We start from the raw sequence: 22,367 nt of genomic DNA, 5'->3' as shown, positions 1-22,367 counted from the left end.
CCGGAGATTCCGGAACAACTGGACTGAAGTGGAGAATCAAGAATGAGCGGTCAAAACGAGAGCCCGTACTATTTCGTGCCGCATCCGTCGCGGCATCCGATCAGCGCCGCCGCTGGGTTGCTGGTCATGCTCGGATCGCTTGCGGCCTGGATCAACGACCACGACTGGGCGCCGCTCGGCGTCGCCGTGGGTCTGCTGTGGTTGCTCTATACCTTGTGGCACTGGTTCGGCGACGCGATCGCCGAGTCGGAAGGCGGCATGTACGGCAAGAATGTCGACAAGTCGTACCGCTGGAGCATGAGCTGGTTCATCTTCTCCGAAGTGATGTTCTTCGGTGCTTTCTTCGGCGCGCTGTTCTATGCACGTGAAATCGCGCTGCATCAGCTCGGCAGTCTCGACTACAAGCTGATCTGGCCGGATTTCTCGGCGGTGTGGCCGAACAACGGTCCGGCAGCGCTGGTCTCGACCTTCAAGTCGATGCAGCCGTGGCCGGTGCCGACCATCAACACGGCGCTGCTGCTTTCGTCGGGCGCTACGTTGACGGTTTCGCACCACGCACTGCGCGAAGATCATCGCAAGAAGGCTATCATCTGGCTGGCGGCTACGCTGGTGCTCGGTGTCAGCTTCCTGTTCCTGCAAGGCTTCGAGTATTTCCACGCCTACAACGAACTCAACCTGACGCTGTCCTCGGGTGTGTACGGTTCGACGTTCTTCCTGCTGACGGGCTTCCACGGTTTCCACGTGTTCCTCGGCGGCACGATGCTGGCCGTGGTGCTGGTGCGGATGATTCGCGGTCACTTCACGGCGGAACACCACTTCGCGTTCGAAGGCGCCGCCTGGTACTGGCACTTTGTGGACGTGGTGTGGCTTGGGCTGTACATCGTCGTGTACTGGCTGTAGCGCAGTCTGGCCTGCATACGTACTGGAAACCGGCCGGTTTCCGGAACGGCGCGCAGGCCGTTTGCGCATCGCCATTCAAGGGCGCGGCGCACGAGCAGTACGCAAGTTATGCAGCGCCGCCCTCGACCCTGTCAGGGCGGCGTTTTGTTTGGTGAGTGGGGTGACGAAGTTTTTCCGCCGAGCTCAACGCCCGTAAGGAATGCCGGTCGACTGAATCCAGCCCATCCAGTGAGCGAACAGGATGAACAGGAACAGCGAGATCGACAGACCCACCCGCGTGGCGAGCGACCAGACCATCCGCTTGGTTTTGCCCTTGTCATGCATCATGAAATACAGCGCCGACACCATACTGGCGATGATCAGGACGAAGGCGATGGGAACGAGAATGTGCATGGAACCAACTGAAACCAGAAAGCGCAGAGGCAAGACGTTTATTATCGCACCGCGCGTGGGCGTCTGCCGTACGTTCCAGACGCCGGTGCAAGTGGTGGCGCCGGAGTGCGTTCGATGAAGTTCCGCCTCATTCCCGCGCTGCTGATTCTGCTGGTGATCGTGGTGACGGTGCGGCTCGGCTTCTGGCAGCGCGACCGCGCACATCAGAAGGAAGCGCTCGAAGCGCACATCACGCAGTTCGAAAACGCGCCCGCGCAGCCCATAAGCGCTACGCCGGTGGCACTGAAGGACATCGAATTCCATCGCGTGAAGGCGCGCGGCAGTTTCGTCGCGGATAAAGTCGTCTATCTGGATAATCGCCCGTATAACGATCAGCCGGGCTTTTACGTCGTGATGCCTTTTAAACTGGCCGACGGCGGTTATGTGCTGGTCAATCGCGGCTGGCTGCCGCGCAACATGAACAATCGCGAGACCATCGCGCCGTACACCACGCCGCAAGGCGAGATCGAAATCGAAGGCATTGCGCGTGCCGATGCCTCGCGTGCTTTCGAGTTGGGGCAGGGCGGATCGGCCGCGCATCAGAAGATCCGTCAGAATCTGGATACGGCGGCCTACGCTGCGGAAACCGGGCTGCCGTTGCAATCGTTCGTGATCCAGCAATTGAGCGACGACGGTGACAAACTGGTACGCGACTGGCCGGCGCCAACAACGGGCGTCGAAACCAACTACGGCTACATGTTCCAATGGTGGGGCATGGCAGCCGCGGCACTGGTCTTCGGCCTGTACGCCGCGCGCCGCGCCGCGAAGAAAGAGCACGCCCCGAGCGTGTAACGCATCGCCTGCGGTTTCGTGCCCCCAGCAAGGGGCTTGAAGCCGCGCAATCATTGAAAGAGGTCCTGTAGTGTCGACGCAATCTCCCCGTTCGCCGCAAGCCGGCAAACCCGCAGCTTCGAAAGTGATGCCCGGTCAACCCAATGGCGAGGGATCGTGGAAGCGCGGCCGCTGGATGCTGCTATTGCTGGCGGTCATTTGCGCCGCGCCGATCGCCGTGTCGTACTTCGTTTATTACGTGGTCAAGCCGACCGGCGGTAGCACGAGCTACGGCACGCTAGTCGAACCTCAGCGGCCGATTCCCGATTCGCTCGTCGTCACGGGCGAAGACGGCAAGCCGCTCAAGCTCGCGTCGCTGCGCGGCCGCTGGCTGCTGATCTCCGTCGACAACAGCGCGTGCGACAAAGCCTGTGCCACCAAGCTGTACTTCATGCGACAAATCCGCGCAGCTCAGGGCCCGGAACGCGAACGCGTCGTTGAAGTGTGGCTGCGCACCGATGCAGGCAACGTGTCCGACGTGATACAAAAGGCCTACCCCGACACCGACATGCTGATTGCCAACCCGGCGCAGGTGTCCGCGTGGCTGCCGACCGACTCCGGCACCCAACTCACCGACCACATCTACATGGTCGATCCGAACGGCAATCTGATGATGCGTTTCCCGAAAGATCCGAACCCCAGCAAGATCAAAGGCGACGTGACCAAGCTGCTCAAATGGTCGAGCATCGGCTGATGCCGCAACAAGGGTAAGAAAGATGTCTGCTTTGCAACTCCTGCAACTGGCCCTGATCGGCTTGTGTATCGCGTTGTTGCCGCTGTCCTATGTATGGGTCAAGGCTGACGACAACAAATTCCGCAAGCTGGTTTGGCTCACCACCTTCCTGACGCTGGACCTTGTGATGTTCGGCGGCTTCACGCGTCTCACCGACTCCGGTCTCGGCTGCCCGGACTGGCCGGGCTGTTATGGCACCTCGTCGCCGTTCATCGCCCACGCTGCGATCACCGCGGCGCATCAATTGATGCCGACCGGTCCGGTCAGCATGACCAAGGCCTGGATCGAAATGATCCACCGTTACTTCGCGATGGCGATCGGCGTGCTGATCATTGCGCAGACGTTGATTGCCTGGACGGCTCGTATCAAGCGGCGTCCGCTGCATGTTTCGCCGTGGTGGCCGACGTCGCTGCTGCTGCTGATTCTCGTGCAGGGTGCGTTCGGCGCGTGGACGGTGACCATGAAGTTGCAACCGATCATTGTGACGACCCATTTGTTGCTCGGCCTCGCGTTGCTTGGGACGCTCGGCTGGCTGGCCGCACGCCAAACGCCGCTGCCGGCTTATGAGCCCGAAGCCGCGCGTTGGCGTGCGGCAGCGATCGCCGGTCTCGCGCTGCTTGTCGTGCAAATCGCATTGGGCGGTTGGGTCAGCACCAACTACGCGGTGCTCGCCTGCACGGACTTCCCGACCTGCAACGGCCAATGGATCCCGCCGATGGACTTCGCGCACGGCTTCCACTTGTGGCGCGCGCTCGGCATGACCGGCGACGGCGACATGATCACGCAGGATGCGCTAGTCGCCATCCACTGGACGCACCGCACGTTCGCGATCGTCGTGGTCGCCTATCTGGCGTGGTTCGCGCTGAAAATGCGTCGATTCGAGTCGCTGCGGCGGCCGGCGAACGGCGTGTTGCTGGTGGTGCTGATCCAGTTCATTACCGGCCTGTCGAACATCGTCCTGCAATGGCCGTTGCCCATTGCGGTCGCGCATAACGGGGGGGCCGCAATCCTGCTGCTTCTGCTCGTTATGTTAAACTTTCGGATCGCTTATAGCCGTCCCGGCCGCGTCGTGTTGCCTGCGCGCGATGCCGCGCCAGCGTGACCCCACATGGACAGCACAACTCTCTCCCAAACGCCCGGTAGCCGGGTTTCCCAGTACATCGCCCTGACGAAGCCGCGCGTCACGCAGCTCGCTGTATTTTGCGCAGTCATCGGCATGTTTCTGTCGACGCCCGGCATGGTGCCGTGGACCGTTCTGATCGGCGGCACGGTTGGCATCTGGCTGCTGGCCGGTGCGGCGTTCGCCATCAATTGCCTGATGGAACAGAAGATCGACGCGAAGATGCGTCGCACCTCGTGGCGGCCGTCCGCGCGCGGCGAAATCACTACTCCGCAAATCCTGGTGTTTTCGGCCGTACTCGGCGGACTCGGCATGTGGACGCTTTACACGTTCGCCAATCCGCTGACCATGTGGCTCACGCTCGCCACCTTCGTCGGCTATGCGGTTATCTATACATTGCTGTTGAAGCCCGCCACGCCACAGAACATCGTGATCGGCGGGGCGTCGGGCGCGATGCCGCCGGCGCTCGGATGGGCCGCCGTCACCGGTCACGTGCCGGGCGACGCATGGATTCTCGTGCTGATTATTTTCGTATGGACGCCGCCGCATTTCTGGGCGCTCGCACTGTATCGGCGTAAAGACTACGAAAACGCCGGTCTGCCGATGCTGCCGAATACGCACGGCGAAAAGTACACGCGCCTGCATATTCTGCTGTACACCGTAATCCTGTTCGCGGTCACGATGATGCCGTTCATCTCCGGCATGAGCGGCGTGGTGTACCTCGCGGCGGCCGTATTGCTTGGCGCCGTGTTCCTCGCGTATGCGTGGAAGATCTATCGGGAATATTCCGACGACCTGGCACGCAAGACCTTCCGTTACTCGATCGTTTATCTGTCGCTGCTGTTCGCGGCGCTGTTGATCGACCACTATGCGCGCGTCGTGATCGGCGCGTAACACCCATGCTTACACAACGCTTTGTGCGCACGGCACGTGCCGCCGCGCGTGTCACCGTGATCGCTTGCGCACTCGGCGGCGCGTTGCTGGTGGCGGGCTGCGGCAAGCAGCCGCCCGCGTTCCAGAACCTCGACATTACCGGCAACACGCAATTCGGGAGCGATTTTTCGCTGCCCGACACGTCCGGCAAAAACCGCACAATGGCGGATTACAAGGGCAAGGTGGTAGTGCTGTTCTTCGGCTACACGCATTGCCCGGATGTCTGCCCGACCACGATGGCCGAGCTTTCGCAAGCGCTGCAGCAACTCGGTCCCGAAGACGCGAAACGCGTGCAGGTGCTGTTCGTCACTGTCGATCCCGACCGCGATACGCCGGCCCTGCTCGCGCAATACGTGCCGGCGTTCAACCCGACGTTCGTCGGCTTGCGTCCGGCGGACCAGGCGCAACTCACCAAGATCACGAAAGACTTCCGCGTCTACTACGCGAAAGTGCCGGGCAAGACGCCCGATAGCTACACGATGGACCACACGGCCGCGAGCTATGTGTTCGATCCGGCCGGCAAGCTGCGTCTGTTCGCGCGCGACGGTCAGGGCGCCACGCCTTGGGTGCACGATATCAAGCTACTGCTCGATTGATGCAAACGGGCGCGTGCGTCAGCCGCGCGCCCGTATTCAATTTCCTTCGCTGTAATCCTCAAGCCGGTATCGGCAAATTCATTCCCGGCGCTAGCCGTGTCGCCTTGAACTCCGTCACCTCGTAACGCGCGAGTTTCTGTTCGGCGAACGGGTCGCTGGCGAGAATCTCATCCAGCTTGTCGCGCTCGATGCGCACCGCCAGAATGATGCCGCCGTCGCGCGGCACTTTCGGACCGGCCGCGACGAATATGCCTGCTTCGAACTGTCTGGTCAGAAACGCACGGTGCGCTTCCAGCGCATCGTCGACGCGTTCGAGCGATGCGGTGTAGGTGAGATTGATGACGTACATGGGCGTTCTCGTAAGTGAATGAATGGGCCACCAGGGCTCGCGGCACTGACCTTCAATTATCGGTCACCCGACGATTCGTTGCGCCCGGTCAACGTCGGCACATCTCTCTCCGCGCCATTGCAAGGGTATAACCATATGCGATCGTGATATTTCACATCTCAGCGGGCATATGAGACCATTTACGGTCCAGTTGGCGGCGCGTTCACAAGACGCTTTCCGCCGGCTTCCACCCGAATCTGACATCGATCAGAAAAAGCGAGAATCACATGCAGCGCAGAAACATCCTTAAAGCCCTCTCGGCCGTAGTCGCCAGCGCGGCGATCGTCACGAGCTTCGGCGCACATGCCGACGACAAAGTCATCAAGGTTGGCACCATCGGCGGGCCGGATGCGCAAATCTGGGAAGTCGTTACCAAAGTGGCGAAGCGCGAAGGCCTGAACGTGAAGGTCATCGAATTCAACGATTACGTGCAGCCGAACGCAGCACTGGACGCAGGTGACCTGGACGCCAATAGCTTCCAGCACCAGCCGTACCTCGACAGTCAGGTCAAGCAACGTGGCTACAAGATCGTCAACGCCGGTCTGACGTACATCTCGCCGCTCGGCATCTATTCGAAGAAGCTGAAGTCGCTGAAGGATCTGGCGCAAGGCGCGAAGATCGCGGTGCCGAACGACCCGTCGAACGAGAACCGCGCGCTGCTGCTGTTGCAGGCGCAAGGCGTGGTCAAGCTGAAGGCCGGCGCGGGCACGAACGGCAATAACGCAACGCCGCTCGACGTCGCCGAGAATCCAAAGAAGATCAAGCTGATCGAACTCGACGCCGCACAACTGCCGCGGTCGCTGTCGGATGTCGACGCTGCCGCGATCAACACGAACTTCGCGCTGGCTGCCGGTCTGCAGCCGACCAAAGATGCGATCGCGCTCGAAGATATCCGCAGTCCGTACGCGAACCTGATCGCCGTGCGCGCGCAGGACAAGGACAAGCCGTGGGTCAAGAAGCTGGTTGCGGCTTATCAGTCGGAAGACGTGCGCCAGTTCATCAAGACGCAGTTCAAGGGTTCGGTGGTGCCGTCGTTCTAAGCGACAGCCTACAACCTGAGCCGTAAAACGAAAACGCCACGGTCGCAAGCCGCGGCGTTTTTTGTCCGTGTGTCGCGCACGCGTTGGCAGGGCTACAGTTCCAACTCCCATCGCTCGATCGTCAGATCCTTGCCGAAGCGCCGCTCCGCCGTCGTGCAGACGAGCTGGAAGCCGGCGCGTTCGCATAGGCGTCGCGGCTCCTTGAGCGTGCTGGCAGTGGTCAGTGTGAGTTTGGTATATCCCGCGCGTCTGGCGAACCGCACGCATTCGCTCATCAACTGCGTGCCGATGCCAAGACGCTGCATATCCGGCTCGACCCACAACAGCCGCACGCCGGCTACCGTCGTCGAGACCCCGACGATGCACACCGAGCCGACCACCACACCTTCCTGATCGGCGACCCAGCACATCTCGCGCACCGGATCCCTGCGATGCGCGTAATCGGCGACGACGCGCGCAAGCAAGCCTTCGAACGATTGATCCCAGCCATATTGCGCGGCGAACCACTGCGCCTGCCGGTGCACGAGCCAGCCGCACTCGCCGGCACGCGGTTGCCGAAGGATCACGAGTTCGTGCTGCGGCTTGCTGTCGAGCAGCCGCTCGATCACCTTCATCGCGGCGATCAACTGTTCCTGGGAGAGTGTCGTGAGGCTGTTCAGCAGCGCCGACACTTCTTCGATCGCCGCCGTATCGAGCGGCGCGTAGGCCGCGTGGCCGTTGTCGGTGAGGGCGATCAGCGACTGGCGCGCGTCCGTGTCGGACGGGCGCCGCGTAATCAGATTACGTCGTTCGAAGCTGGTCAGAAGGCGGCTGAGGTAGCCGCTGTCGAGGCCGAGGTTGCGTCCGAGCATCGAGGCCGTCTGCGCGCGTCCGCGAGACAGTTCATGCAGAACACGCACTTCCGTCAGCGAGAAGGCGCTCTTTGCCAGATGCTCATGTAGCGCACCGATGTGCTGGGTGTAGAAGCGGTTGAAATGGCGGACGGCCTGAGCGCGCCGCAGCGCCTCGGAATCTGTCAAATGCTGCTCCACGGGGAATTTTATGGCTTCCTAGCCAGCACTATATTGGAACGTATCTCATTAAAAAAGCTGCGCGACGACGGGACACATCCCGACTGGTATCAGAAAGGTATTGATTCTCGTGAGCTCACTCGTGTAATGAGGACCAGTGTGGACTGCAAGAATGCCTGTCGGTATGCCGGATAGGGGTAAATACCGATCCCTGAAATCAGCCCTTCGACACCGGTAAACCGCCTTCTGAGGCTTATCCGGCAAGGCTTTCAGCGACGTCATACCAGCATGAGGCCAATCAATTGACTGGTATTATGTTGGTTATATAATGGGCTCTCATTTTCGTAGGCCGCATTCTTCGAGACGACCGCCGGAGCCCCATGGAAACTCGCTGGTCCGCACTGATGCCTGACGCTCGCAACGTCACGCCGCTCTATCTGCAGCTCGCGCGCAATCTGGCGACGGCAATCCACTGCGGCGTGTGGTCGGCGGGTGAAGCGCTGCCTTCGGAGCGCACGCTCTCGGATGCGATTGGCGTGTCGCGCATCACCGCGCGCAAGGCGATCGAGCTACTGGTCGAGCAGGGCCTGATCCGGCGGGCGCGCGGCGCGGGCAGCTTCATTACGCCGCGCGTAGAAGATCCGCTATCGCGGCTTACCGGCTTCACGAAGAAGATGCAGCAACGCGGTTTCCGACCGGATTCGGTATGGCTCGAGCGCGATATCCGCGCCGCCAACCGTGATGAACTGGTGCACCTCGGCCTGTCGCCCGGTGCGGCGGTGACGAGTCTGCGACGCCTGCGGCGCGCGGACGGCATCGTGATGGCGGTCGAGCATTCGGCGCTGCCGGCGGCGATCGTGCCCGATCCGCAGGCCATTGGCGTCTCGCTTTACAGCTATCTCGAACAACGTGGCGCCGCCGTCGTGCGCGCCCTGCAGCACTTTCGCGCGGTCAACGCTTCGAGCGAGATCGCCTCGTTGATGGATATCGAACCGCGCTCGGCGCTGCTGGTCATTACCCGTATCGGGTATAGCGCGGACCAGCGTGCGATCGAACTGACCGACACCTATTGCCGCGACGATTACTACGACTTTGTCGCTGAATTGCGCACCTGAGAGAGGCCGCGCGGCCCGCCGTCACGTGCAGCGCCATCGGGCGCAATTCAGTCACACCCCGCATTACGCCTCACCAGAGAGAATCATGCTGACCGGAAACATACTCACCACCGATGGGTGGATTCACGGCACGCTCGAATACGAAAACGGCCGCATCACGGCACTGACCGGCGAACGCGCCGATCCGTCGAAGAACGACGCGCCGTACATCCTGCCCGGCTTCATCGATCTGCACGTGCATGGGGGCGGTGGCTCCGACGTGATGGAAGGCGATGACGCGATCGAAACCATCACCCGCACGCATGCGCGTTACGGCACGACGAGCCTGCTCGCCACCACGATGACCGCGCCGCGCGACGAGCTGATGAGTGTCGTCGCGGGTCTGGGCAACAATGCGCGCATTCGCACGCCAGGCGGTTCGCGCGTGCTCGGCGTCCATCTGGAAGGTCCGTATATCAACCCCGGCAAGCTCGGCGCGCAGCCGGACGCCGCCGTGTCGGCGGTGATGGACGAAGTGCTGAAGTATCTGTCGATCGCGCCGATTCGCGTGGTCACGCTGGCGCCGGAAATCGCCGGCCACATGGAGATCATTTCTGAGATGGCGGCACGCGGCGTGCGCGTGCAGCTCGGCCATTCGCTCGGCACTTACGACGACGCCGTCGCAGCACTCAAGCACGGCGCTTGTGGTTTCACGCATCTGTTCAACGCGATGTCGCCGCTGCATCACCGCAATCCCGGCCTCGTCGGCGCCGCGCTCGCGCACGCCGAATTCGCCGAAATCATTCCCGACTTGCTGCACGTCCATCCGGGCGCGATCCGCGCCGCGTTGCGCGCGATTCCGCGTCTCTATGTAGTGACGGACAGCACCTCGGCTACCGGCATGCCTGACGGCGAATACCGTCTCGGCAGCCAGCATGTGACGAAGTGCCTCGGCGGCGTGCGACTCGCCGACGGCACGCTCGCTGGCAGCACCCTGACCATGGATCAGGCGCTGCGCAATCTCGTATCGATCGGTTTGCCGATCGCCGATGTTTCAAACCGTTTGTCGCGCTACGCCGCCGACTACCTCGGCATCGAAGACCGCGGCCGCATCGCGCGCGGTGCGTGGGCCGATGTGGTCGTGTTCGATCGTGAACTGGCGTTGACCGCAACTTACGTCGAAGGAGAAGCAATTGTCGAATATGCTTAAAGAGGCGCTGGCGTCCGCTGAAACGGTCGCCGCGCAACTCACGGATACCTCGCGCGTCGAGGCGTTGGCGGCGAAGCTCGCCCAGCAGCCGCGCCATGTCGCGCTGACGGTCGCGCGCGGCAGCTCGGACCATGCAGCGAGTTACTTCGCAAGCCTGACGATGAGCCGCCTCGGCGTGCCGGTGGCCTCGCTGCCGATGTCGGTCGCGACATTGCAGCAAGCACCGCTGCAGGTGCGCGATCAGCTCGCGCTGGCGTTCTCGCAATCGGGCAAGAGCCCCGATCTGGTCGGCACGATGGAAGCGTTGCGCAAGGCCGGCGCGTTGACGGTGGCCGCAGTGAATGCGCCGAGCTCGCCGCTGGCAGATGCATGCGAATTTCACCTGCCGCTCGTCGCGGGTCCGGAATTGAGCGTCGCGGCCACCAAGAGCTACATCGCGATGCTGTCGATTTCCGCGCAACTGGTCGCGCACTGGCAGAAAGACGATGCGCTGCTCGGCGCGTTGAACACGCTGCCCGATGCGCTGCAAGCCGCGGGCAAGCTGGACTGGTCGAAAGCGGTGGACGAATTGCGTGGCATCGAACGCATGATCGTGATCGGCCGCGGTCTGGGTCTTGCGATCGCGCAGGAAGCCGCGCTGAAACTGAAGGAAACCTCCGGCATTCAGGCCGAAGCGTTTTCGAGCGCGGAAGTGCGGCACGGTCCGATGGAACTGATCGATCGCGATTACCCGCTGCTGGTCTTCGCACCGCGCGGTCCGGAGCAGGCGGGCTTGCTGCAACTCGCACGCGACATGCAGGCGCGCGGCGCACGCGTGCTGCTCGCCGCACCGGACGACGTGCCGGAAGCGAGCTTGCCGCTTGCCACTACCGCTCATGCGGCGCTTGATCCGATCGCCGCGATCCTGTCCTTTTATGTGATGGCTGCCGGCCTTGCCGCCGCACGTGGGCGCAATCCTGACGCGCCACGCCATCTCAACAAAGTCACCGAAACTCACTGACGAGAAATCAGATGCGACGTGTCGAGGAGTCCCGCTTGATGAGCCAATCTGAAGGCCATATTGTTTTGCTCGCGCCGATGACCGGTCCGGTCGTGCCGCTGGCGAACGTGCCCGACCCTGTGTTTTCGGGCGGCATGTTCGGCGATGGTATCGGCATCGATCCGATCGAGGGGCGACTCGTCGCGCCGTGCGACGGCATCGTCACCCATCTCGCGCGCACCGGTCATGCGGTCACGCTTGCCACGGCCGAGGGCGTGGAGATTCTGCTGCACATCGGCATCGATACGGTCGAGCTGAATGGCAAGGGCTTTGCGCCGATGGTCGCGCAAGGCGCACAGGTGCGCACTGGCGACGTCCTGATCGAGTTCGATCAGGATCAGGTCGCGCTGAATGCGCCGAGTCTCGTCTCGGTGATCGCGATTGCCAATTCGGACGCATTCGAGATTGTCGAGCGTGCGCCGGGCGGCATGCTGAATGCAGGCGAAACGCCATTGCTGGTGCTCCGCGCTCGCGATGGCGATGCGGCGCATGCGTCGCGGCAGGCGAGTGCCACCAACGTAACCGAAGAAGCCCGTCAGCAAGTCACGCTGGTTCACGCAGGCGGTTTGCATGCGCGGCCAGCAGCGCGCGCTCGTGAAGCGGCGCGTGGTTTCGATGCGCGCGTCGAAGTGCGTTACGAAGGACGCAAGGCGGCGATCGAGAGCGTGGTCGGTTTGCTCGGTCTGGGCGCAGGCGTTGGTGCGACTGTCGAGTTGCTCGGTGTCGGCCCGCAAGCCAAAGCCGCGATCGAGGCCATCGCTCACGAATTGACGCGTGAAGCACACGGCGAAGTCGAAGAAAGGCCGGCGCGGCAAAGCTCGCCGGCGCCGCAAGCCGTTGCGCGCGCTGCGGGCGAAGCGCTTGCGCCGAATACGCTCGCGGGTGTGTGCGCGTCGCCAGGCGTCGCGGTCGGCAAGCTGGTGCGCTGGGACGACGCGGACATCGATCCGCCGGAAAAGGCGAACGGCACGTCGGCGGCTGAAAGCCGTTTGCTCGACAAGGCGATTGCTACCGTCGACGCCGACCTCGGCACCACCGTGCGCGATGCGTCGCAACGCGGTGCGGTGGGTGAGGCGGGCATCTTCGCGGTGCACCGTGTACTGCTCGAAGATCCGACGCTGGTCGATGCCGCGCGCGATCTGATCAGCCTCGGCAAGAGCGCCGGCTTTGCATGGCGCGAAGCGATCCGTGCGCAGATCGCCATTCTGACGAATATCGAAGACGCGTTGCTCGCGGAACGTGCCGCAGATCTCCGCGATATCGAAAAGCGCGTATTGCGCGCGCTCGGTTATACGAATGCAGCGGCCCGCACGCTGCCGGACGAAGCGGTGCTGGCGGCTGAAGAGTTCACGCCGTCGGATCTGTCGTCGCTGGATCGCACACGTGTTACTGCGCTGGTGATGGCACGCGGCGGCGCCACTTCGCACGCGGCGATTCTCGCGCGGCAAGCGGGCATTCCGACGCTGGTGGCAGTCGGCGATGCCTTGCACGCGATTCCCGAAGGCACGCAGGTCGTGGTGAACGCCACCACCGGGCGTCTCGAATTCGCTCCGACCGAGCTCGACGTCGAACGTGCGCGTCTTGAGCGTAGCCGACTTGCAGGCGTGCGCGAAGCGAACCGCCGTACGTCGCAACAGGCGGCCGTGACTTCCGATGGCCGCGCGATCGAAGTCGCCGCGAATATCGCTACGCTCGACGACGCGAAAACCGCTGTCGACAATGGCGCCGATTCCGTCGGCCTGCTGCGCACCGAGCTACTGTTCATCCACCGCGCTGCGGCACCGACCACCGACGAACATCGCCAGAGCTACCAGGCCATCGTCGATGCATTGAACGGCCGCACTGCGATCATTCGCACGCTGGATGTCGGCGCGGACAAGGAAGTCGATTACCTGACGCTGCCGCCCGAACCGAATCCTGCGCTCGGCCTGCGCGGCATCCGCCTCGCACAAGTGCGCCCGGATCTGCTCGACGATCAATTGCGCGGTTTGCTAGCGGTGCAACCGCTCGGCGCCGTACGCATCCTGCTGCCGATGGTGACGGATGTCGGTGAATTGATCCGCATCCGCAAACGCATCGACGAATTCGCCCGCGAATCGGGCCGCACCGAGCCGATCGAAGTCGGCGTGATGATCGAAGTGCCGTCGGCTGCGTTGCTCGCCGATCAACTGTCGCAACACGCGGATTTCCTGTCGATCGGCACCAACGATCTGACGCAATACACGCTCGCCATGGACCGTTGCCAGGCCGATCTCGCGGCGCAAGCGGACGGCTTGCATCCGGCCGTGCTGCGCCTGATCGCGGCAACCGTGCAGGGTGCGAACAAGCATGGCAAATGGGTCGGCGTATGCGGCGCACTGGCGGGCGATCCGCTGGCCATGCCGTTGCTCGTCGGCCTTGGCGTGACGGAGCTCTCGGTGGATCCGGTGTCGGTGCCGGGCATCAAGGCGCGAGTGCGCAACCTCGATTATCAGCTGTGCCGCCAACGCGCCCAGGATGCCCTGGCGCTGGAATCGGCGCAGGCGGTAAGAGCAGTGAGCCGCGAAACCTGGCCTTTGGACTGAACCCCACACAGTTCGCAACCAGCTTCGCTCAGTAACCCCGTAAAGCTAGAACTCAACGACGACTGTCGACAACGAGACAAGGATTGGAGGTATCAATGGATGGGAATCCGTTTCTGAAGATTCAGCGCCTGGGACGCGCGCTGATGCTGCCGATTGCAGTGCTGCCGGTTGCCGGCCTGCTGCTGCGCCTGGGCCAACCCGATGTGTTCAACATCAAGATGATCGCCGACGCTGGCGGCGCGATCTTCGACAACCTGCCGTTGCTGTTCGCAATCGGTGTGGCGGTCGGCTTCGCGAAAGACAACAACGGCGTGGCAGGTCTCGCGGGTGCGATCGGTTACCTGATCGAAATCGCAGTGATGAAGGACATTAACGACAAGCTCAACATGGGCGTGTTGTCCGGGATCGTGGCGGGTGTCGTCGCGGGCTTGCTGTACAACAAGTACAAAGATATCAAGCTGCCTGACTACCTCGCATTCTTCGGAGGGAAACGCTTCGTGCCGATTGTCACGGGCGTGGTCTGTCTGGCGATAGGTATTGTGTTCGGCTACGTATGGCAGCCGGTGCAAGCCGTTATCGATACGGCCGGCCATTGGCTGACGACCGCGGGTGCGCTCGGCGCGTTCGTGTTCGGCGTGCTGAACCGTTTGCTGCTCGTCACGGGTCTGCATCACATCCTCAATTCGCTGACGTGGTTCGTGTTCGGCAACTTCACGCCGCCGGGCGGCGCCGCGGTGACGGGCGACCTGCACCGCTTCTTCGCGGGCGACCCGACTGCGGGGACGTTTATGACGGGCTTCTTCCCGGTCATGATGTTCGGCCTGCCGGCCGCGTGTCTGGCGATGTTCCATGAAGCGCCGAAGGAGCGCCGCGCCCTTGTTGGCGGTCTGCTGTTCTCGATGGCCCTCACGTCGTTCCTGACGGGCGTGACCGAGCCGATCGAATTCAGCTTCATGTTCCTCGCACCGGTGCTGTATGTGATCCACGCGTTGCTGACCGGTCTGTCGCTCGCGATCTGCTCGGCGCTAGGCATTCACCTCGGCTTCACGTTCTCCGCCGGCGCAATCGACTACGTGCTGAACTACGGCCTGTCGACCAAGGGCTGGTGGGCGATTCCGATCGGTCTCGTGTATTCGGTGGTGTATTACGGCCTGTTCCGTTTCTTCATCCGCAAGTTCAACATGGCGACGCCGGGCCGCGAACCCGCCGCCGAAGAGGAACAGATCGAGTCGTTCACGGAAAGCGGTTTCGTTTCGCCGGTTTCCGGTGCAGCCGTGCCGCGCGCACAGCGTTATATCGCTGCGCTGGGTGGTGCGTCGAACCTGTCGCTGGTGGATGCCTGCACGACGCGTCTGCGTCTGTCGGTGGTCGACTCCAACAAGGTCTCCGAAAGCGAACTGAAGACGATCGGCGCGCGTGGTGTGCTCAAGCGCGGCTCGACCAACGTGCAGGTGATCATCGGACCGGAAGCGGACATCATCGCCGATGAAATCCGCACCGTAATCGCGCAAGGCGGTGGCGACGCGGTGAAGCCGGTGGCTGCTGCTGCACCCATTGTTGCTGCTGCGCCTGTGGTGGCTGCAAGCGGTGCGGAAGGTGGTCCGCTCGACCCGGATCCGCTGCGTTGGCTCGCCGTGTTCGGCGGCGCAGGCAACGTCGTGTCGCTGGATGCTGTGGCGGCAACGCGTCTGCGGATTGTGGTTCGTGATCCGTCGGCGGTCGACCGTCAACGTCTGGCTACGCTCGATACGGCGTGGGTCTCGGCGGACACGTTCCATATCGTAGTTGGCGACGCAGCCCAGCGTTATGCTGCGCAAATGGCCACGCGTTTGTCGTCAACGGGCGGCGGCGCGACACCTCTGCCTGCGTGATGCATATGGTAATGGAGCGGCCTGCGCCGCTCCATTGCCGCGCTTATCTTCAGATGGCGCGGTAATAAAAAAGCGGCACCTTGATCCAAGGTGCCGCTTTTGCGTTTACCCGCGCGTGGCCGGCAACGGTTACATCAATGCGTCTTATGCTTGCCTGCTTCCAACGGCCGGCGCGATTCCAGCCACATCACGTTGATAATGCCGAACGCTAACGCCACGCCAATGCCGAGAAGCCAACTGAAATACCACATCACAAACTCCTGTTAACCGTGTTCCTGATCAATACATCGAATGGTGATTTTCTTCGAGCGCTGCGGCGGTTACCTTGCCTCGCATCACGCGATACACCCAACCGGTGTAGATCAGGACGATCGGCAGGAAGATGATCACGGCGATCAGCATGATCTGCAGCGTCAGGCGGCTCGAGGTCGAATCCCACACCGTTAGGCTGCTGCGGCCGTCGAGCGAGGAGGGCATGATGAATGGGAACATCGAGAAGCCCGCCGTCAGGATCACGCCGATGATCATCAGCGAGGTCGACAGGAAGGCACTCTTTTCGAAACGCGAGCGTGCCAGCAACAAGGCGAATACGCCGCCGACCACACCGGCCACCGGCGCTGCCACCATCCACGGATAGTTTGCGTAGTTGGTGAGCCACAGGCCGGGTGCGCCGATCACGTTCTTCAGCAACGGATTGGCGACCGTATCGAGCGGCGCTGCGTCGACGATCTGATAGCCGCCGATCATCGTGGCGATCAGTGCGCCGGCGAGCAGGAACAGCACCACGGCGGCGAGCGACGCGATCCGCAGCGCCAGCGAGGCACGTTCGGCGACGACGTCGTCCGCCTTCATCTTCACGAAGGCTGCGCCGTGCGCGGCCAGCATCGACACGCTCACGAGCCCGCATAGCACGGCGAACGGGTTGAGCAGCGCGAAGAAACCGCCGTGATACGTGACACGCAGATCGGTATCGAACGAGAACGGCACGCCTTGCAAGAGGTTGCCGAACGCCACGCCGAACACCAGCGCCGGTACGAAGCCGCCGACAAACAAAGCCCAGTCCCACGCACTGCGCCAGCGCGGGTCTTCACGCTTGCTGCGGTAGTCGAAGCCAACCGGCCGGAAGAACAGCGAGAACAGCACCAGCAGCATCGCGAAGTAGAAGCCGGAGAACGACGCGGCGTACACCAGCGGCCACGCGGCGAACATCGCGCCACCCGCGGTGATGAGCCACACCTGATTGCCTTCCCACGTCGCGCCGACCGTGTTCACGACGATGCGCCGCTCCGCGTCGGTCGTGGCGATGAACGGCAGCAGAATCGCCGCGCCCATGTCGAAGCCGTCGGTGAGCGCGAAGCCGATCAGCAGCACGCCGATCAACACCCACCAGATCAGTTTGAGGGTTGCGTAATCCATGATGATCTTTCCCTTGGAACAGAGTGGCGGCGAATCATGCGGCCGTGTTGGTCGGCAGCGGCTGATTCAGCGGCTGTTCGTGGTGATAGCGCCCGGTGTGCAGCGACGAGGGTCCGAGTCGCGCGTACTTGAACATCAGCATGATTTCGATGATGAACAGCACCGTGTAGAACACGACGAAGCCGGCAATGCTCAGGTAAAGATCACCCGGCGTCAGGCTCGAGGCTGACAATGCAGTCGGCAGAATGCCGGCGATGGTCCACGGCTGACGGCCCACTTCGGCGACGATCCAGCCGAATTCAGCCGCAAGCCACGGCAACGGAATTGCCCACACAGCCCAGCGCAGGAACCAGCGGCGCTTCTCCAGCAGCAAGGAGCGTTGTGCGCAGAACCAGAACGCCAATACGAAGGTTGCGAGGAACAGGATGCCGAGGCCGACCATCAGGCGGAACGAGAAGAACACGGGCGCCACCGGCGGAATCGTCTTCTTGGCGGCCTGCACGATCTGATCCGGCGTGGCGTCGGTAACGTTCGGGGTGAACTGCTTGAGCAACAGGCCGTAGCCGAGGTCTTGCTTGTGTGCGTCGAAGGCGGCTCTGGCTTCGTCCGTGACATCCCCTAGCTTCAGCTTTTGCAGCGCGGCGTAGGCGAGCATGCCGTTCTTGATGCGCACTTCGTTCTGCGCCATCAGGTCTTTCAGACCGACCACCGGTTCGTCGATCGAGCGCGTGGCGATCAGGCCAAGCGCATACGGAATGCGGATCGCATAGTCGGTGCGCTCTTCCTTCTGATTCGGAATGCCGATGATCGTGAACGGTGCGGGTGCCGGCGCCGTTTCCCATTCGGATTCGATGGCGGCCAGCTTGACCTGCTGAACTTCGCCGGTGCGGTAGCCGGATTCGTCGCCGAGCACGATCACGCAGAGCGTCGACGCCAGACCAAAGCCGGCGGCGATAGCGAACGAGCGCAAAGCGAACTCGGTGTCGCGGCGCTTCAACAGATACCACGACGACACACCGAGCACGAACATCGAAGCGGTCACGTAACCGGCCGATACGGTGTGAACGAACTTCACCTGTGCGACCGGATTGAACAGCACCGAGAAGATGCTGTCGAGCTCCATGCGCATGGTCTGGTAGTTGAAGGTGGCGCCGACCGGATTGTTCATCCAGCCGTTGGCCACCAGAATCCACAGCGCCGACAGGTTCGAGCCGAGCGCGACGAGGAACGTGACGGTCACGTGCTGCACTTTCGAGAGCCGGTTCCATCCGAAGAAGAACAAGCCGACGAAGGTCGACTCGAGGAAGAACGCCATCAAACCCTCGACGGCCAGCGGCACACCGAAAATGTCGCCGACATAGTGCGAGTAGTACGACCAGTTGGTGCCGAACTGGAATTCCAGCGTGAGACCGGTGGTGACGCCCATCGCAAAGTTGATGCCGAACAGCTTGCCCCAGAACTGGGTCATGTCCTTGTATATCTGCTTGCCGGTCATCACATAAACGGACTCCATGATGACGAGCAACCAGGATAGCCCGAGCGTAAGCGGCACGAACAGAAAGTGATAAAGCGCCGTGATGGCGAACTGGAGGCGCGACAGTTCTACGACTTCGCTAACGGGCATGTTGATCACCTTGGGACGGATGCGAGGCAGGCACGGACAGCAGCGCCTGCGTGACTTGTTCAGGCGGAAGCGACATATGCTCCGCCTGCGGATGATTGAAGAATGCGTATTTGAGCGCCATCAGCAGTGCGAACTTGATGGCGAGGACGATGGCGATATCCCGCGCCAGCGTCGGACCGCGCACCCAGGCGGCGAACCGTTTGCTCAGGGTCGAGCGGGGGTTGTTATCGGGATTCAGGGCTATGGTCATGATCGGTCGAAGGCGACTTCACACCGGTGATTCCGGCTGGATCCGGGCCGCCTGCGCGGTCTGGCAAGTGCATCCCGATTTTAGGAGCAAGGACCTTGCACGCGTAAGTTCGGCACTGCGGCATTGGGTCGCGAACGTCGTCTTGTGCGGACAGTATTGCTATGAGGGTTGTGATACGTCAAGAAACACGTGTTTGGCGGCCATGTTCTTGGAGTGAGTGCGCATGCGTCTGCGATTGAGCGCATGCGTCGTCCGAGGGGGCACAAAAAAGCCCTGCCTTCTTGCGAGGACAGGGCTCTGCGGCTAAACAGCGCGCGCCGGACCAGCCGGCACAACTGAAGGTTTTAAGCCTTACGCATATTCGGCCAATGCGCCGCGCATTTTCTTCATTGCGCTCGCTTCGATCTGGCGAATACGTTCGGCCGACACGCCGAATTCGTCGGCGAGTTCGTGCAGCGTCGAACCACCCGAACCGTCGTCTTCCACCTTCAACCAGCGAGCCTCGATGATGCGGCGGCTGCGGGCGTCCAGCGCATTCAGCGCGCTCGCGATACCGTCGCTTTGCAGCTTGTCGCGCTGACGCGAAGCCAGCACGGCAGTCGGCTCGCTATGCGAGTCGGCGAGGTAAGCGATCGGCGCGTACGACTCTTCACCGTCTTCGACCTGGCCTTCCAGCGCAATATCGCCGCCGGACAAGCGCGTTTCCATCTCGGCCACTTCTTCCCGCTTTACGTTCAACTCTTTGGCGAGACCTTCGATCTCGTCCGGCGTGAACGCGCCCAAGCCCTGCTTGTGACTGCGCAGGTTGAAGAACAGCTTGCGCTGCGCTTTGGTGGTGGCAACCTTCACCATCCGCCAATTACGCAGGATGTATTCGTGGATTTCAGCCTTGATCCAGTGCATGGCGTACGACACGAGCCGTACGTTCTGCTCCGGGTCGAAGCGCTTCACGGCCTTCATCAGACCGATATTGCCTTCCTGGATCAGGTCGGCATGCGGCAGTCCATAACCCAGGTAATTGCGCGCGATCGAGACGACCAGCCGCAGGTGCGACAGGACGAGACGGCGGGCGGACTCGAGGTTGTCCTGCTCGCGAAATTCAGTGGCGAACTGGCGTTCTTCTGCCGGCGTCAGCATCGGAATCCGATTTACGGCCTGGATGTAGGCGTCGATATTGCCCAGTTGGCCGGGCAGCAGCGAGGAATGCGAGAGCGCCAGTGCACCTGCCGAAGCGGCCTTAGCCGACGACGGGCTCAGAGTACTCGGAAGGGTCATTGCATGGCTCACGTAGGAAACTCCTTTGGAATCAGACAAAAGCGTATTCAGTTAAACGACTCCAGCGTTGGATGTTAGCACTCTGATTTGCCGAGTGCTAATACTTAGAGGCAGTAGGGGCATCCAAGTTCCGCATATTCCTATTGAAATTTAGGTTTTGATAGCCATTTGACGCATCTGCGTGCAGCCCCATACAGGCCGTAGGATTTACCTGACAAAGCACCTTAGCTATTATAAGTGACCGATTTTTTCTAAAATCGAAGTGACTAATTGCGAGAATTTAGGTTTCTTCATACGATCCACCGGATGTAAATTGTCTTTAAAATAACCGGGACAGTGTCCGCTGATCAACGTTCGGCTAGGTCGGGTGCTCGATGAAGAACAAAAAAAGCGCGTTGCGTGGTCTGGCTCTAAAAGGTGCTTCGGCGGCTGTTCTGTTTAGCGTTTCAGGACTGGCAGCCGCTGACCAGTTCGGCGTGCAGATTGCCGGCGGCGTTGGGGATCACCACATTAAAAAACTCGATCTCGGGCTGGTTTGGGATCCGAATCTGACGTGGTGGCAGATCGGCGATTGGCATTTCTCGCTGATCGGCGAAGCGCACGTGGCCTGGTGGCACACCAACGAAGGGAATGTGCACGACAACATCGGCGAAATCGGTGTGACGCCGATCATTCGCTTCATTGACGGAGCGGGTGCGATTCGCCCTTATATCGAAGCGGGCGCCGGTATCCACCTCCTGTCCAGCCCGAGAATCTCCTCCGGCCTCACGCTCTCGACTGCGTTCCAGTTCGCCCCCATGGCGGGCATCGGCGTGCAGTTCGGCAACCATCAGCAGTATCAGGCGGGCTACCGATTCCAGCATATTTCCAACGGCGGTATCAAAGAGCCGAATCCTGGTATAAATTTCAGCCAGCTATATTTGCAATATAACTTCTGACGACCGTGGCCACGTTCGGCTCACCGGTGCGAGGGGCTGAGCAATGGCGGCAAAGATAATCGAAGCGATTCGCGGGCTCGAGCGGGAGCGCTTTCGTGCGATGGTCGACGGCGATGGGCCGTCGCTCGATACCTTGCTCGCGGACAACGTGAGCTATGTCCACACGAACGGCAAGCGTGAAACGAAGCGGCAGTTCATCGACGGTATTACCGCGGGGCGCCGCCGCTATCGGCAGATCGAGGTGCAGTCGCAAGAGGTGCTGCCGGTGGGGCGCGAGACTTGCATCGTCACCGGGCGCGCGCTGATCGAAATGGAAGCGAATAACGGGGCGCTGCTGTTTCCGATCGCGTACACGGCGATTCATACGCAGGAAGACGGGCAATGGCGTCTGATTGCCTGGCAGGCGACGCGTTGCGCGATCGAGTGAGCCTTTTGAGCTCACTCCGTTTCGCGGGTTGCGCCTTGTGAGCGCTTAAGCAGCTACGCGCTGCAGATCCTCCTCGTCCTGCATCGCCCGCTGCGCCGCAACACCCGCATACGGATGCCGCGGATGCACCGGAATCTGATTGCAGCGTTCCACCACGTGCCGCACCGTATCGATATCGGAGAAGTCGAGCCCCGGGTCGACGCCCTGCGCGTGCAGGTTCATCGCGACCGTCACCAGGTCCACGTTGCCCGTGCGTTCGCCGCTACCGAACAGACAACCTTCGACGCGATCCGCGCCCGCCAGCAGCGCCAGTTCCGTAGCGGCCACGGCGGTGCCGCGATCGTTGTGCGGATGCACCGACAGCACGATGCTGTCGCGATAGCCGAGATTGCGGTCCATCCATTCGATCTGGTCGGCGAACACGTTGGGTGTCGCGGCCTCGACGCTCGCGGGCAGGTTGATGATCATCTTGTGATCGCGTGTGGGCCGCCACGTCTGCGCAACGGCGTCGCATACTTCGCGCGCGTACGGAAGCTCGGTCGTATTGAAGGTTTCGGGCGAATACTGGAACGTCCAGCGCGTATCGGGCCGCGCCTGCGCATGTTCCTTGATGATGCGCGTGCCTTCCACCGCCAGCGCCTTGATTTCGTCCTTCGACTGGTTGAAGACGATCTTG

At 61.9% G+C, this 22,367-nt stretch carries 22 protein-coding genes and 1 pseudogene; 14 read left to right on the top strand and 9 right to left on the bottom strand.

From position 1 onward, the window contains the following. Positions 1-42: 42 nt before the first annotated feature. Positions 43-900 carry a cytochrome c oxidase subunit 3 gene (locus tag VFE81_RS20120; protein ID WP_325046270.1) on the top strand — a complete coding sequence of 286 codons (858 nt, stop codon included), beginning with the start codon at positions 43-45 and terminating at the stop codon, positions 898-900. A 183-nt stretch (positions 901-1,083) separates the two neighbouring features. Here VFE81_RS20120 and VFE81_RS20115 read toward each other — a convergent pair whose 3' ends face one another. Further along, positions 1,084-1,293 carry a twin transmembrane helix small protein gene (locus tag VFE81_RS20115; RefSeq protein WP_007179452.1) on the bottom strand — a complete coding sequence of 70 codons (210 nt, stop codon included), beginning with the start codon at positions 1,291-1,293 and terminating at the stop codon, positions 1,084-1,086. Between the two features lie 114 nt (positions 1,294-1,407). On the opposite strand from VFE81_RS20115, the gene VFE81_RS20110 reads away from it, so the two are divergent. The 5 genes from VFE81_RS20110 (at position 1,408) to VFE81_RS20090 (ending at position 5,545) form a co-directional block, all read left to right on the top strand. Then, positions 1,408-2,124: an SURF1 family protein gene (locus VFE81_RS20110; protein WP_325046269.1), complete on the top strand. Its 717-nt coding sequence runs from the start codon at positions 1,408-1,410 to the stop codon at positions 2,122-2,124. A 70-nt stretch (positions 2,125-2,194) separates the two neighbouring features. Further along, positions 2,195-2,857: an SCO family protein gene (locus VFE81_RS20105; RefSeq protein ID WP_414695628.1), complete on the top strand. Its 663-nt coding sequence runs from the start codon at positions 2,195-2,197 to the stop codon at positions 2,855-2,857. 31 nt (positions 2,858-2,888) lie between these two features. Further along, on the top strand, positions 2,889-3,998 hold the full coding sequence (locus tag VFE81_RS20100) for a COX15/CtaA family protein (RefSeq protein ID WP_325046288.1): 1,110 nt from the start codon (positions 2,889-2,891) through the stop codon (positions 3,996-3,998). Between the two features lie 6 nt (positions 3,999-4,004). After that, positions 4,005-4,910, top strand: coding sequence for a heme o synthase (gene cyoE / locus VFE81_RS20095; protein ID WP_325046268.1), 906 nt, complete (start codon positions 4,005-4,007; stop codon positions 4,908-4,910). A 5-nt stretch (positions 4,911-4,915) separates the two neighbouring features. Next, positions 4,916-5,545: an SCO family protein gene (locus VFE81_RS20090; protein WP_325046267.1), complete on the top strand. Its 630-nt coding sequence runs from the start codon at positions 4,916-4,918 to the stop codon at positions 5,543-5,545. A gap of 58 nt (positions 5,546-5,603) precedes the next feature. Here the strand turns inward: VFE81_RS20090 and VFE81_RS20085 are convergent, their stop codons facing one another. Further along, on the bottom strand, positions 5,604-5,894 hold the full coding sequence (locus tag VFE81_RS20085) for a YciI family protein (protein ID WP_325046266.1): 291 nt from the start codon (positions 5,892-5,894) through the stop codon (positions 5,604-5,606). A gap of 266 nt (positions 5,895-6,160) precedes the next feature. Between VFE81_RS20085 and VFE81_RS20080 the strand changes: the two genes are divergently transcribed. Beyond that, positions 6,161-6,973 (top strand): MetQ/NlpA family lipoprotein, encoded by an 813-nt coding sequence (locus VFE81_RS20080; RefSeq protein ID WP_325046265.1) that lies wholly within the window; start codon positions 6,161-6,163, stop codon positions 6,971-6,973. 92 nt (positions 6,974-7,065) lie between these two features. On the opposite strand, the gene VFE81_RS20075 is transcribed toward VFE81_RS20080, so the two are convergent. After that, positions 7,066-7,992, bottom strand: a complete 927-nt coding sequence (locus VFE81_RS20075; RefSeq protein WP_325046264.1) for a bifunctional helix-turn-helix transcriptional regulator/GNAT family N-acetyltransferase — start codon at positions 7,990-7,992, stop codon at positions 7,066-7,068. Between the two features lie 371 nt (positions 7,993-8,363). Between VFE81_RS20075 and VFE81_RS20070 the strand changes: the two genes are divergently transcribed. The 5 genes from VFE81_RS20070 (at position 8,364) to nagE (ending at position 15,761) form a co-directional block, all read left to right on the top strand. Beyond that, entirely contained in the window at positions 8,364-9,098 is a 735-nt protein-coding gene (locus tag VFE81_RS20070) for a GntR family transcriptional regulator (protein WP_325046263.1), read from the top strand. Between the two features lie 85 nt (positions 9,099-9,183). After that, positions 9,184-10,287: an N-acetylglucosamine-6-phosphate deacetylase gene (gene nagA, locus VFE81_RS20065; RefSeq protein ID WP_325046262.1), complete on the top strand. Its 1,104-nt coding sequence runs from the start codon at positions 9,184-9,186 to the stop codon at positions 10,285-10,287. Next, a complete protein-coding gene (locus VFE81_RS20060) occupies positions 10,280-11,287 on the top strand; it encodes an SIS domain-containing protein (RefSeq protein ID WP_325046287.1) in 1,008 nt (335 codons plus the stop codon). Before nagA ends, VFE81_RS20060 begins: the two co-directional genes overlap by 8 nt. A 38-nt stretch (positions 11,288-11,325) precedes the next feature. After that, positions 11,326-13,890: a phosphoenolpyruvate--protein phosphotransferase gene (ptsP, locus tag VFE81_RS20055; protein WP_325046261.1), complete on the top strand. Its 2,565-nt coding sequence runs from the start codon at positions 11,326-11,328 to the stop codon at positions 13,888-13,890. A 95-nt stretch (positions 13,891-13,985) separates the two neighbouring features. Beyond that, positions 13,986-15,761: an N-acetylglucosamine-specific PTS transporter subunit IIBC gene (gene nagE / locus VFE81_RS20050; protein WP_325046260.1), complete on the top strand. Its 1,776-nt coding sequence runs from the start codon at positions 13,986-13,988 to the stop codon at positions 15,759-15,761. Between the two features lie 134 nt (positions 15,762-15,895). Here the strand turns inward: nagE and cydX are convergent, their stop codons facing one another. The 5 genes from cydX to rpoH form a co-directional block, all read right to left on the bottom strand. Further along, positions 15,896-16,012 (bottom strand): cytochrome bd-I oxidase subunit CydX, encoded by a 117-nt coding sequence (gene cydX / locus VFE81_RS20045; RefSeq protein WP_325046259.1) that lies wholly within the window; start codon positions 16,010-16,012, stop codon positions 15,896-15,898. 28 nt (positions 16,013-16,040) lie between these two features. After that, positions 16,041-17,177 (bottom strand): cytochrome d ubiquinol oxidase subunit II, encoded by a 1,137-nt coding sequence (gene cydB, locus VFE81_RS20040; protein ID WP_325046258.1) that lies wholly within the window; start codon positions 17,175-17,177, stop codon positions 16,041-16,043. Between the two features lie 34 nt (positions 17,178-17,211). Continuing rightward, positions 17,212-18,801, bottom strand: a complete 1,590-nt coding sequence (locus VFE81_RS20035) for a cytochrome ubiquinol oxidase subunit I (protein WP_325046257.1) — start codon at positions 18,799-18,801, stop codon at positions 17,212-17,214. After that, a complete protein-coding gene (cydP, locus tag VFE81_RS20030; protein WP_325046255.1) occupies positions 18,791-19,051 on the bottom strand; it encodes a cytochrome oxidase putative small subunit CydP in 261 nt (86 codons plus the stop codon). Before cydP ends, VFE81_RS20035 begins: the two co-directional genes overlap by 11 nt. 351 nt (positions 19,052-19,402) lie before the next feature. Then, positions 19,403-20,338, bottom strand: a complete 936-nt coding sequence (gene rpoH / locus VFE81_RS20025; RefSeq protein ID WP_325046254.1) for an RNA polymerase sigma factor RpoH — start codon at positions 20,336-20,338, stop codon at positions 19,403-19,405. 362 nt (positions 20,339-20,700) lie between these two features. Here rpoH and VFE81_RS20020 point away from each other — a divergent pair, with 362 nt between their 5' ends. Together VFE81_RS20020 and VFE81_RS20015 are read left to right on the top strand one after the other, a co-directional pair. Next, positions 20,701-21,264, top strand: coding sequence for an acyloxyacyl hydrolase (locus VFE81_RS20020; protein ID WP_325046253.1), 564 nt, complete (start codon positions 20,701-20,703; stop codon positions 21,262-21,264). Positions 21,265-21,307: 43 nt separating this feature from the next. Then, positions 21,308-21,691, top strand: coding sequence for a nuclear transport factor 2 family protein (locus VFE81_RS20015; protein WP_325046252.1), 384 nt, complete (start codon positions 21,308-21,310; stop codon positions 21,689-21,691). A gap of 102 nt (positions 21,692-21,793) precedes the next feature. On the opposite strand, the pseudogene VFE81_RS20010 reads toward VFE81_RS20015, so the two are convergent. Continuing rightward, a pseudogene (locus tag VFE81_RS20010) lies at positions 21,794-22,367 on the bottom strand (2-isopropylmalate synthase); the annotation flags it as partial.

Origin of the sequence: Paraburkholderia sp. (assembly GCF_035656215.1) — a bacterium.
In the GTDB taxonomy this organism is placed as follows: domain Bacteria; phylum Pseudomonadota; class Gammaproteobacteria; order Burkholderiales; family Burkholderiaceae; genus Paraburkholderia.
This window is presented reverse-complemented; position numbering and strand designations above follow the sequence as displayed.

Bases quoted from the DNA above. Each gene is read 5' to 3' on its own strand.
- ptsP (WP_325046261.1), top strand. From the start codon at position 11,326: ATGAGCCAATCTGAAGGCCATATTGTTTTGCTCGCGCCGATGACCGGT.
- VFE81_RS20035 (WP_325046257.1), bottom strand. From the start codon at position 18,801: ATGCCCGTTAGCGAAGTCGTAGAACTGTCGCGCCTCCAGTTCGCCATC.
- cyoE (WP_325046268.1), top strand. From the start codon at position 4,005: ATGGACAGCACAACTCTCTCCCAAACGCCCGGTAGCCGGGTTTCCCAG.
- VFE81_RS20085 (WP_325046266.1), bottom strand. From the start codon at position 5,894: ATGTACGTCATCAATCTCACCTACACCGCATCGCTCGAACGCGTCGAC.
- nagE (WP_325046260.1), top strand. From the start codon at position 13,986: ATGGATGGGAATCCGTTTCTGAAGATTCAGCGCCTGGGACGCGCGCTG.
- VFE81_RS20120 (WP_325046270.1), top strand. From the start codon at position 43: ATGAGCGGTCAAAACGAGAGCCCGTACTATTTCGTGCCGCATCCGTCG.
- VFE81_RS20110 (WP_325046269.1), top strand. From the start codon at position 1,408: ATGAAGTTCCGCCTCATTCCCGCGCTGCTGATTCTGCTGGTGATCGTG.
- cydB (WP_325046258.1), bottom strand. From the start codon at position 17,177: ATGGATTACGCAACCCTCAAACTGATCTGGTGGGTGTTGATCGGCGTG.
- nagA (WP_325046262.1), top strand. From the start codon at position 9,184: ATGCTGACCGGAAACATACTCACCACCGATGGGTGGATTCACGGCACG.
- VFE81_RS20060 (WP_325046287.1), top strand. From the start codon at position 10,280: ATGCTTAAAGAGGCGCTGGCGTCCGCTGAAACGGTCGCCGCGCAACTC.
- VFE81_RS20115 (WP_007179452.1), bottom strand. From the start codon at position 1,293: ATGCACATTCTCGTTCCCATCGCCTTCGTCCTGATCATCGCCAGTATG.
- VFE81_RS20080 (WP_325046265.1), top strand. From the start codon at position 6,161: ATGCAGCGCAGAAACATCCTTAAAGCCCTCTCGGCCGTAGTCGCCAGC.
- cydX (WP_325046259.1), bottom strand. From the start codon at position 16,012: ATGTGGTATTTCAGTTGGCTTCTCGGCATTGGCGTGGCGTTAGCGTTC.
- VFE81_RS20020 (WP_325046253.1), top strand. From the start codon at position 20,701: ATGAAGAACAAAAAAAGCGCGTTGCGTGGTCTGGCTCTAAAAGGTGCT.
- VFE81_RS20015 (WP_325046252.1), top strand. From the start codon at position 21,308: ATGGCGGCAAAGATAATCGAAGCGATTCGCGGGCTCGAGCGGGAGCGC.
- VFE81_RS20070 (WP_325046263.1), top strand. From the start codon at position 8,364: ATGGAAACTCGCTGGTCCGCACTGATGCCTGACGCTCGCAACGTCACG.
- cydP (WP_325046255.1), bottom strand. From the start codon at position 19,051: ATGACCATAGCCCTGAATCCCGATAACAACCCCCGCTCGACCCTGAGC.
- VFE81_RS20090 (WP_325046267.1), top strand. From the start codon at position 4,916: ATGCTTACACAACGCTTTGTGCGCACGGCACGTGCCGCCGCGCGTGTC.